This window comes from Oceanobacillus sp. J11TS1, assembly GCF_018333215.1.
Taxonomy (GTDB): domain Bacteria; phylum Bacillota; class Bacilli; order Bacillales; family Amphibacillaceae; genus Oceanobacillus.
The window spans coordinates 1-10,352 of sequence record NZ_BORO01000048.1; the positions used below are offsets into that span (position 1 = coordinate 1).

Here is a 10,352-nt window from a genome sequence, read left to right on the forward strand (position 1 = left end):
AAAGGTATTTTGATTTATACTTTGAGACATGGTAGGGTCTCCTTTCTTGATTTTTTGTCCAATTTCGAGGGTACCCTACCTCTTTTTTTATCTCAACTATTTTACACAAACTATTTTACGTCATCCTAACTTTCTTTAAAAAGTTATAAAGTTATATATGGACTATTAAAAACTATAAGTAACTTGACTCTTGCAAAAAATATGTCGTCAATTTTTGTTGAACAGTGACTAGTTTTGAAAAGTTTTCCCGAAAATAGAAGGACATCCCCTTTTTGTGGTATTGGAAGGTAACCACACCAAAACCAAACCCAAAAAGGAGATGTCTAAGGTTATGATATTATTGACGACACCCAGTCAAAAAAAGATCCGTCTACCAAACAAATGGAGGGATTAGATCATCACTATTCGCATTCCGATGGGAAAACCGTTTGGTCCCATTGTGTTGTCACGGCTCATTTGGTTAGCGAAGAGTATTCCTTCGCCTGTGATTTTCGATCTTATTTTCGAAAGCCCTATTGTGAGGAAGAAGGACTAACATTTAAAAGCAAAAATGACTTGGCCATTGAACTTATTAAGGATTACGAATCACCGACAGACGAACAGATTTATGTCTTGGTGGACAGCTGGTATACAAGCAAAAAGCTCGTTGATGCCTGTGCTGCCAAAGGCTACCATTTGATTGGTGGCTTAAGAATCAATCGAAAAATATATCCCGTTGGGATAGGGGTCAAGATATCCGAATTTGCTTCTAAATATATGGAAAAAGACGACACTCGCTCGGTTACAGCGGGTGATCATACCTATAAAATATATGAATACGAAGGGAAATTGAGCGACATTGAGAACGTCAAAGTCCTATTGTCCTGGGAAGACGTATTCGATTCCAGTGAAAGTCCATTTTGTATACTCTGCACCGATTGCAGCCTGGATGTCGTTACCATCCTGCGCTATTATGACGTGCGCTGGAACATTGAAACCGGGTACCGATTCTTCAAGGATTTACTGGGCTTTGATCATTACCAATTGCTTTCTCACAAAGGCATCGAACGCTACTGGTGTATCCAATTTTTGACGTACAATTATTTGGAATATCAGCGGCAGGAATGGAAACAGCCTGGGATTCCTATGACGATTGGAGACGTTGTTCGGCGAATACGGAAAGATTATCTTGGTCAAATTGTCGTTTACGCCTACGAACAGGGGCTATCCAAGAAGCCATTAGCCGATGTGTTAAAGCAATTTAAACTCACAACGTAATTTTTAAAAAATCTCGTCTGTGATATGGGATAGTTCTGCCCTTTTTTAGAGTTAATTATAAAAATTGCAAGAGTCAAGTAAATAATTATATTTCAGTGAAAATTTTTCTATACTTAGTTTTTTTTTAAAACTAGTGTTGTTTTTGACTCATCACAAAAGTGTAAATGCAGTACTTTCTCAATATCTTTTTCAGTTAAGTTTTCAAGAGTAGGTAAAACATCAAATAGATCCATTTCGTTGAAACGATAGCGTGTGAATTGATTTGCAATAAATTGAGGTGAGTTAATAGCACTTAAAAAGCTACCAATTTTTTTCTTGAGAACACGCTGAACATCTTCTTTTTTGATTGCTTTTTCTTTAAAATTATCAATGGTTTCATTGACAATTTTTATAACTTCTTCGGGGTTTCGGCTATCTCCACCAATAACAGAAAAACCAAATCCCTTTTCATTTGTATAGTCAAATGTAAATGTTTCATCAACATGACCCTTATCATACATTTTCTCATATGCTTGAGATCCCTTACCAAACATCAGTTCAAGTAACACATTTAATATCATCTCGTATTTTAGCAAACCTTTACCTTGCCTCATAGGGTTCAACTCTTTGTATCCAATAAAGACTTTAGGTATTTGAATTGGAAATTTCATAACACTTGATGACCTATTTACTTTTGCATCTTCATTAGAGGATATACGTATAATTTCTTTTGGTTCTCGAAATTTTTTTCGCTTTTGATTGTTTCGAATAAGTTTAATTACGGCTTCAGGGTTCACAGAACCAACAATAAAAAGTAACATATTGTTAGGGTGATAGAAAGTATCATAACAAGTATATAAATCTTCTTTCGTAATTTGATTAATAGAATTCACTGTACCTGCGATATCTATTTTTGCAGGATGATTCTTATATAAGTTTTCCAAAAGTCCAAATCGTGCACGCCAATCTGGATTATCGTCATACATCTTTATTTCTTGTTCAATTATCCCTTTTTCTTTTTCTACTAAATCATCTGTAAAATAGGGCTCCTGAACAAAGTCGAGAAGCATTGTAATATTTTTGCTTATGTTTGATGTAGCCGAGAGTGTATAAGCCGTACGAGTAAAGCTTGTAAATGCATTAGCAGATGCTCCTTGCTTTGCAAACCTCTGAAAGATACCATTTTTTTTACTCTCAAGTATTTTATGCTCTAAGAAATGTGCTATTCCATCAGGAACTATAATAGGGCTGTCTTTCCCTACAGGAAAAAAATGGTTGTCAACTGAACCGTATTTTGTTGTAAACGTTGCGAAAGTTTTGTGAAACCCTTTCTTAGGAAGAATAAAAACTTCAAGACCATTGGAATATTGTTCAGAAAAAATTACCTCATCTAACTGGTTATACTTTATTTCCTTCATTCTATTCTCCCTCTTCCCTTCTTTCATTTCTATTTAAGAAGTAGATTGTATCTAAGTCCCATTTATTAGCAGAATGAATCACATCGTCTTTCGATACCATTTGAATTCTTCTAATTTGATCATTTACGTTGTCGGAAAACCCTCTATCAACTGCTTGTATAGATATATCTATTATTCCGAGAGGCGTATCGCATGCTTCCAAGAGCTGACTAATCAGCATTGATTTAGCTTGGTCGACATCCGCCTCAGTAAAATCACCATTTTTCAATGCATATTCTTGTTCTCGTATAATTTGCACAGCATATTTATAATTATTAAAATCTATTCCAGTCATTGTTATTAATAATCCTTTATTACTTTCTAGTTGCGAAAGTGTAAAATAAGCAAGACTTTCTTTCTCTCGTAGGTTAATAAATAATTTTGAAGATGGAAACCTACCAAAAATCGCATTTGCAACTCTTGTAGCTTCATAGTTCTCATCTTGTATCGTTGAAAAAGTTCTATAACCCATAAAAAGCTTCCCTTGCTCAACATCTAATTTATCTTGAACAATTTTAACTTCATCTATATTTTGCTCATCCGTAAAATTGCATTGTATGTCTGAATAGTTATGTTGTTCAGAAAAGATATTTTGTACCATCGATTTAATTTCATTCTCATTAACCTCGCCAACGATAAATAAATCAAAGCGAGCATTTTGTAGTAATTTTTCATATACTTGATAGACCGTTAAAGCATTTAAAGAGTCAACCTCTTCTTCTCTACCATACGCAGGAATATGATATGGCTCATTTTTAAACATTTCTTCTATCAACCTAAGACTAGCATATCGCATTTTATCGTCATACATTGAAATAATCCGTTGTTTTAAAGATCTTTTCTCTTGTTCAACAATTGAAGAATCAAATACCCCATTTTCAATCTTTGGATTATATACAATATCGTGCAACAAATGGAGAGAAGATTCTAATAAACAAATAGGTGTACTAAGGTATTGTTCTGCAGAGATTTCCATTTCAAAAGTAATAATATGGTACTCGCCTTTTTTATGAACATCTGAATAAAGAGTTGCTCCATACATCTCATCAAGTTTTTTCCTTATTTGCTTACGATTAGGATAATTCGTTGTTCCTCCATTTAGAACGTAGGGGATTAATGCTCTTGCAGTAATAATATCCTCTTGAAGTGGTGCTTTAATCATCAACATTATACTTGTTGTTTTGAATTTATCAATATTACACAGATGAAGATGCAACCCATTTTGTTCACTCGAACTAATATGCAATTCATCCATCTCCTATCTTCTTATCTATTATCAAACTTTTATCTTCCTGAGAATTCTTTTTCTCCTCAAATACTAAGTTCATTCGAAATTATTTGCTGATTGACCAAGTTTCTATATAAATAATTTACTTCATACAACACATTATGGGAACCATTACCTGATACTACCCCGTCTTCAATAACAACAATATTATCGGCATCTTTTACAGTTGATAATCTATGGGCAATAATTATCGTTGTTTTACCCTTCATTAGCTCATTTAAAGCTTCTTGAACAAGTGCTTCTGATTGCCCATCTAAATGTGCAGTAGCTTCATCTAATAGTAATATTTTAGGGTTTCCTATAATAGCTCTAGCTATCGCAATTCTTTGCTTTTGTCCTCCTGATAAACGAATCCCTCTTTCGCCAACTTCGGTATCTAAACCTTTAGAGAGCGACGAAACAAAAGAATCTAGATTAGATCTTTTGAGCACATCAAAAATATCAATTTCACTTACCTCTCTTTTTATGCCATATAATAAATTCCCCTTAATACTTCCTTCCATAATAGGTGTATCTTGGCTAACATACGATATTTTATCTCTCCATTCATTTAACTCATGCGAATAAATAGATTTTCCATTATAGAAAATATCTCCTTTATCTACAATATAAAATCGTTCAAGTAAAGAAAATAAAGTAGTTTTCCCTGCTCCACTTTCGCCTACAATCGCTGTTTTTTGACCTTCTTTAGCTGTAAAGCTAATATCGTTTAACACTTCTCTTTTTGTACTGTATGAAAAACCAACATTTGAGAAAGTAATTCCAGATTCACTTCCCTTATTATCATTATCTTTGTTTAATATAATATTTTCTTCAAATTTCTCTTCCAATAAAGAATTAATACGTTCTGTTGCACCCATCGCTTTTTGGAATTGAGTGAAAAATTGAGCCATTAATGTCATTGGATTCATAATTTGGAATATATAAAAAACAATAGCCACTAATGCACCAGCAGACAATGAGCCTATTGCAACTTTATAGCCTCCATAACCAAATATGCAAACTAATACCATGAGAATCGTTGTTGTCATCAGAGGAGATATGATTGCTATTATTTTCCCGGATTCTAAGCCATAGTCATACAACCTTCTTGCACGTTGACTTCCTTGAACTGCCTCATCATTTTCAGCAACTGAAAGTTTTACTAAACGGATATCGCTCAAAACCCTACCAAGATCTCCTTGAAAAGATGCAGTCTCATTTTGTAAATTTCTTGAAACACTATACATTTTTTTACCGAGCGGACTTAGAATCAAAAATGCTAAAGGAAAAACTAATAGAAAAATAAGCGCTACCGTCCAATCTATAAGAAAGAGGACTATTATCGCCCCCCCAATAGTAAGTAGTCCAGTAAAAAATGAGATCAAATGATCTACGAAGAAGTTCTTCATCACAATAGTGTCGTTTGTAATTCTACTCATTATTTCCCCTGAGTTATTTGCATCAAAAAATTTCACTGGAAACTTTACTACCTTTGTCCATAAATCTTCTCTTAGACGAACAATTATTTTTTCACCTATATAAATCATCATATAAATCGAGATACCTGAAAGTGAGACTTGGAAAATAAAAACAAGTATCAAACCTAATAAAATAAATATATTAAACTCATCAACTACTAGTAAATCCACAAGATTCATAGCAATTAACGGCACTATTAATGATACACCAGTTTGAATTATGGATAGTATAAATGCTATGCTAAGTAACCAGCCTGAAGGTCTATATTTATTCAATATATCCATGAACTGCTTAAAAGATAGTGATTTCATAATTAAATTATCCTTTTATTTTTCAGTTTTTTTGTGCAATTTCATTTATGAATAGGATTCGAATTTAGTCATGATAATTATTTAACTTTAGGGTTCAGTGTTAAGTTCAAAAGGAATGAATTATTCATCTATTATGTCTAACACTGAACTCTAAATGAACCTTACTCCTTTTAACAGCACCCTGTTCGGTATCGATATAATACTTGAAGTCCAAATAATAATCCCATCCGTAAAAAAGCATATCCTAATTATCTTATTTATTTACTTTTTTAAAATTGCTGCAAAGAACTCACCATTGTCTACATAATCTCCACCATTAACGTCTGCGTATACTTTCTCAAGAGTAAATCCTACATCCTCTACTTCTTTTTTTAAGTTTTCTACACTAAAATGTTGATTCCAATAATTATAATTTACTAATTCACCATCATCAAAAACTATAACATTTCTTGCCAATGTAACTTTATTAGGGTATTTAAGTGCACCATACAAAGTTAAATGTTTTTTATCAGATATTGGATTATCTTTACTAGATAGCCACCACATTTGGTTTTGTTCAAATTTCTCATAGCCAGTATCAGATAACACATCTAACAGAACTAATCCCCCAGGTTTTAACCCTCGGTGGACATTGCTAAGGATTTTTTTTCTATTCTCAGGGCTAAAAATACCATAAACCTGATAAATTAGTAGAGCTAAATCAAATTCATTTTCAATCTCAGCATTGGTAATATCTTCATTCCTGTAATCTATTGATAATCCCTTTTTTCTTGCTTCATTTATTGCGTATTCAATTGAATTTTCGTTAAAATCTATACCAACAACGTCATAGCCTTTTATTGATAAATTTTGAGAATAGAGCCCAGGACCACACCCTAAATCAATAACTTTTTTAAACTTCTCTACTGGTGCAATTTTATTAATAAAATCAACAGTTTGATCAATAAACTCCCTCTCCTTGCTCCCACCTGGTATATTCTCATCAAAATGAGATTTCAAAACAAGGTCAGCTCTATCTGGATCTAGCCAAATTTCTTGTGTTCCTTCCTCAAATGGCTCAGGATTTTTTGCGATTTCTAATATCTTTTCGATTGTTATCACCCTTTATTGATTTTTTTATGATTCATAAGTATAATAATGTAAGCTTATTGGGTACTCAGTTAAAATTTAGCTAAGCACCCAATAATTAAATTAGTAAAAGTCATTTAACAGTGGGGTACAATCTTTAATACATGTACAACTTTTCACCGTATTTCCCTTTACCATACTTTATTGAAGAGCTATTAACAATGATTGCTTACTGTTGAAGTAAAAGCACCTGTTGTTGTTACTGTCCATGTTGTCGTTATTGTTCCATCTGCTGCTTGATCTTTACCGTCTGCGTCATGTTTCAACTTTTGCAATTCCAGTACAGCATTCATTTTTTCACCTCCTTTTCTTTTGCTTTATTGAGAAGCCATTAACAGTGATTGCTTACTGTTGAAGTAAAAGCACCTGTTGTTGTTACTGTCCATGTTGTCGTTATTGTTCCATCTGCTGCTTGATCTTTACCATCTGCGTCATGTTTCAACTTTTGCAATTCCAGTACAGCATTCATTTTTTTCACCTCCTTTTCTCAATTGGAATGCACACAGCAATGTTACATGATAACTAAACATTTTTTTCCACCTGCTCAATTGTTGTTGAAAGAGCTTTTGCTTTTGTTCTCGCTAGAAATGCATCCGAATTAATCAATGGTAACCAATAAAGCGGATTATCTTTTGCTATCCCCATCAATGCTAGAATTATTCCTGAGCTCCCTGTATAAACATCATCAGCTAATCGATAAGAAAATTGCCCTGGATATACATAATAACCATTTTTCTCGATTAAAAAGATATTAAGCAGCTTCAATACCTCGCTAAGAATTTCTTGACGATTTTCACCATGCTTTAACATAGAAGGTATTAAGAGGAACCCCCCTGCACCATCAAATAAGCTTCCACTAATTGTGGAACACATCTTTGATAATTTTAAAATTGCATTCATTTCTTCTCTATAAATCTCTTGACCACTGACATGATTTAAAAACCAAATTGAAATAGCAACTCCAATAGATCCTCCAGAAAGATATGGCAGTAGGCGATTTCTTTCATCTAGTGTCTGTAATGTTCCTGTTACATCATCTCTTCTTGTTTTGTCTAAATCTTCTTTTAGTAATGACTTTGCCTTTTCTAGATACTTTTTATTGTTAGTGGCTGAGTAAAGTGCTGAATAGAATAGAGATACACCAGATAATCCATCAAATATACCTATCCTTACTCCCATCCAGTCATTAACTTTTAACGACTCCTCTTTAGAAATATTAAACTCAATTATTTTTTCTAGTTTTTCCAAAAATTCTAAACAGGATTTTTTTTTCTGTCTCTAGATATAAACTGATTACAAATAAACCAATTCCTGAAAGACCGGATCTTAAAGTAATATTTGTGCTATTAATATTATCTTTTAAAATTTTCAATTCATTAAACACAACTTCTTGATAGCCTTTATCATAAAGTAGAGTCAATATCCCTACTTTTCCGGTAAATAATCCATTATCTTCAATTCGAGGTAATTTGTTTAATAAAAAACTTTGGATCCATTTATCTACTTCTGCAGTACTTGAATTATTTTTAGTAAGTGTAAAAGCAGCACCACTTCCTCCAGTTAAAAAATTAAATTTTCCACCGCTCATCTCAAATTGACGAATATCGCCGTTTATAAACCTCTCATCTTCTGTTAAATTATTTTGAATGCCTGCTATTAACTTATTAATAATAGCAGATAACTTAAAGTCACTAGTATGATTGATAAGACTAGTTTCTTTTGGAATATACTTTTGGAAATCTTGTATTCTCTTATCGCATTTTTCTTGTAAATCTACAACGAAATGGTAAAACGAATCTCTATAATTTTCTTTTATCCAATTAAGATGGTTGTATTGTAAATACCCGTCTAGATCTTCTGAAGACAAGACTGGAAGTGCTAAATATCTTACCAATCTCTTTAATCCATACCAATCTCTTGCACCACTAACTTTCATTTCCTTTGAAACAAACCCAATTGTAGCCATATTAGGCTTTTCCTCAGAATTTACGGGCATTGCAGTTTCAAAATCTATTATTCTAACAGTTAAATCCTCAGTCACCATTACGTTTGCTGGTTGCAAATCTCCCATAGCTACTCCATTATTATGCATTTTATCTATCAGAGTAAAAAGCTGCAAAAGTATATTTTTAACATTTTTAGCATGATTATTTATATTATTACCATCTTTTAAAAATGGAAAATCTTGTGCAAGCCATTGTCGCAAGTCTCTTCCTTCTATGAATTCTTCAACTAAAAAATGGTGTTCCCATTCTTGGAAATATTCAATTATATTAACAACACCAGATACGTCTTTAAGTTTTTTCAAAGCATCATATTCAATTTTTTGCCTTGCTAAAGCATCTTTAGCTACTCCATCTAAACCAGCATTAGGTCTGGCTTCTTTGATAACTACTTTCAAATTATCTTTCTTTCGGGTCGCAAGATATACTCCACCAGCGTTAGTATAACTAAGTGCATCCTCAATCTCATATTGTTCTAAATTGCTTTCACCTTTCGTTTCTAAGTCACCAGAATTATTAATAGTATTAAGGTAATCATCGAAATTTTTAACAAAGTCAGGGATCTGGTAAAAAGGAGTCCTTTGATCCTTAATTAACTTACCTTCATTATCTCTGATACAATGTTCGCCGTTTTCATTTAGTATAACTCTAAATCCTCCATATCTATAGAAAACATTACTATCTTTCCATCTCTTGTCACTTAGAATATACGGTCCTTTTTTATAATTCCGAGTTATTGAAGAAATTAATTCTAATAATTCAACAAAAATCTTGTTATTAACAGGATATATTGTCATAAACTTCCCAGAAGAAGCGCGATTGGCAATCTTCGAGTTCATTTTGATAAAACTATGTTTATCCTTAAGATGCTTAAAATCCACTTTCTTCTCCATACATAATTGAGCGACCTTTTCCAGTACACTTTGTGCATCTTCTAATAATGAAGTCAAATGAATTTTCCAACCTTGCTCTGGAAGCGATATTCCTTTAACATGATAATATTTCCAAATTGATTCTTTTTCCGAGATAATAGCATACGTATCAGGAATATTATATACTTTGTATGTATTAATCTTCTCTACTCTATCCGGTTTCCCATAATATTCCGAATTTGGTTTTAAGTACTGATGATAAAGCATATTACCTTCCATAATAATCCCTCCAGTTTAAATTTTTGTTAACATATAATCATTTTTGAATTTAAAAAAAGATGATTAATAATATACTGAAAATAGCACTAGAAAATTTAAATCTATTTCATTAAAATCTACTAAATTTAATCTTTGTCCACTATTACATGTATGTAATTTTAATTAATAGATTTAAGTCGTTAGAATTGAAAAGATGACGTAAAATAGTTTGTGTAAAATAGTTGAGATAAAAAAAGAGGTAGGGTACCCTCGAAATTGGACAAAAAATCAAGAAAGGAGACCCTACCATGTCTCAAAGTATAAATCAAAATACCTTT

Annotated in this window: 9 protein-coding genes; 1 reads left to right on the top strand and 8 read right to left on the bottom strand. The window is 32.5% G+C overall.

Annotated features, from left to right (window positions below; translation table 11 throughout):
- Positions 1-339: 339 nt before the first annotated feature.
- A complete protein-coding gene (locus tag KI343_RS19375; protein WP_280530157.1) occupies positions 340-1,257 on the top strand; it encodes a transposase in 918 nt (305 codons plus the stop codon).
- 113 nt (positions 1,258-1,370) lie between these two features.
- On the opposite strand, the gene yfmH is transcribed toward KI343_RS19375, so the two are convergent.
- The 8 genes from yfmH to lanKC form a co-directional block, all read right to left on the bottom strand.
- A complete protein-coding gene (gene yfmH, locus KI343_RS19380) occupies positions 1,371-2,654 on the bottom strand; it encodes an EF-P 5-aminopentanol modification-associated protein YfmH (protein WP_212928055.1) in 1,284 nt (427 codons plus the stop codon).
- A gap of 1 nt (position 2,655) precedes the next feature.
- Positions 2,656-3,948: an EF-P 5-aminopentanol modification-associated protein YfmF gene (yfmF, locus tag KI343_RS19385; protein ID WP_212928056.1), complete on the bottom strand. Its 1,293-nt coding sequence runs from the start codon at positions 3,946-3,948 to the stop codon at positions 2,656-2,658.
- Positions 3,949-4,004: 56 nt separating this feature from the next.
- Entirely contained in the window at positions 4,005-5,753 is a 1,749-nt protein-coding gene (locus KI343_RS19390; protein WP_212928057.1) for an ABC transporter ATP-binding protein, read from the bottom strand.
- A 261-nt stretch (positions 5,754-6,014) separates the two neighbouring features.
- A complete protein-coding gene (locus KI343_RS19395; RefSeq protein WP_212928058.1) occupies positions 6,015-6,854 on the bottom strand; it encodes a class I SAM-dependent methyltransferase in 840 nt (279 codons plus the stop codon).
- 182 nt (positions 6,855-7,036) lie between these two features.
- The gene (locus tag KI343_RS19400; protein ID WP_212928059.1) at positions 7,037-7,174 is read right to left on the bottom strand and encodes a class III lanthipeptide; all 138 of its coding nucleotides are present in this window, start codon (positions 7,172-7,174) and stop codon (positions 7,037-7,039) included.
- A gap of 38 nt (positions 7,175-7,212) precedes the next feature.
- Entirely contained in the window at positions 7,213-7,350 is a 138-nt protein-coding gene (locus tag KI343_RS19405; protein WP_212928059.1) for a class III lanthipeptide, read from the bottom strand.
- Between the two features lie 53 nt (positions 7,351-7,403).
- Positions 7,404-8,129: a lanthionine synthetase C family protein gene (locus KI343_RS19410; protein ID WP_244857147.1), complete on the bottom strand. Its 726-nt coding sequence runs from the start codon at positions 8,127-8,129 to the stop codon at positions 7,404-7,406.
- Positions 8,104-10,035, bottom strand: coding sequence for a class III lanthionine synthetase LanKC (gene lanKC, locus KI343_RS19415; protein WP_212928061.1), 1,932 nt, complete (start codon positions 10,033-10,035; stop codon positions 8,104-8,106). The genes KI343_RS19410 and lanKC overlap by 26 nt, the downstream gene beginning before the upstream one ends.
- Between the last annotated feature and the right edge of the window lie 317 nt (positions 10,036-10,352).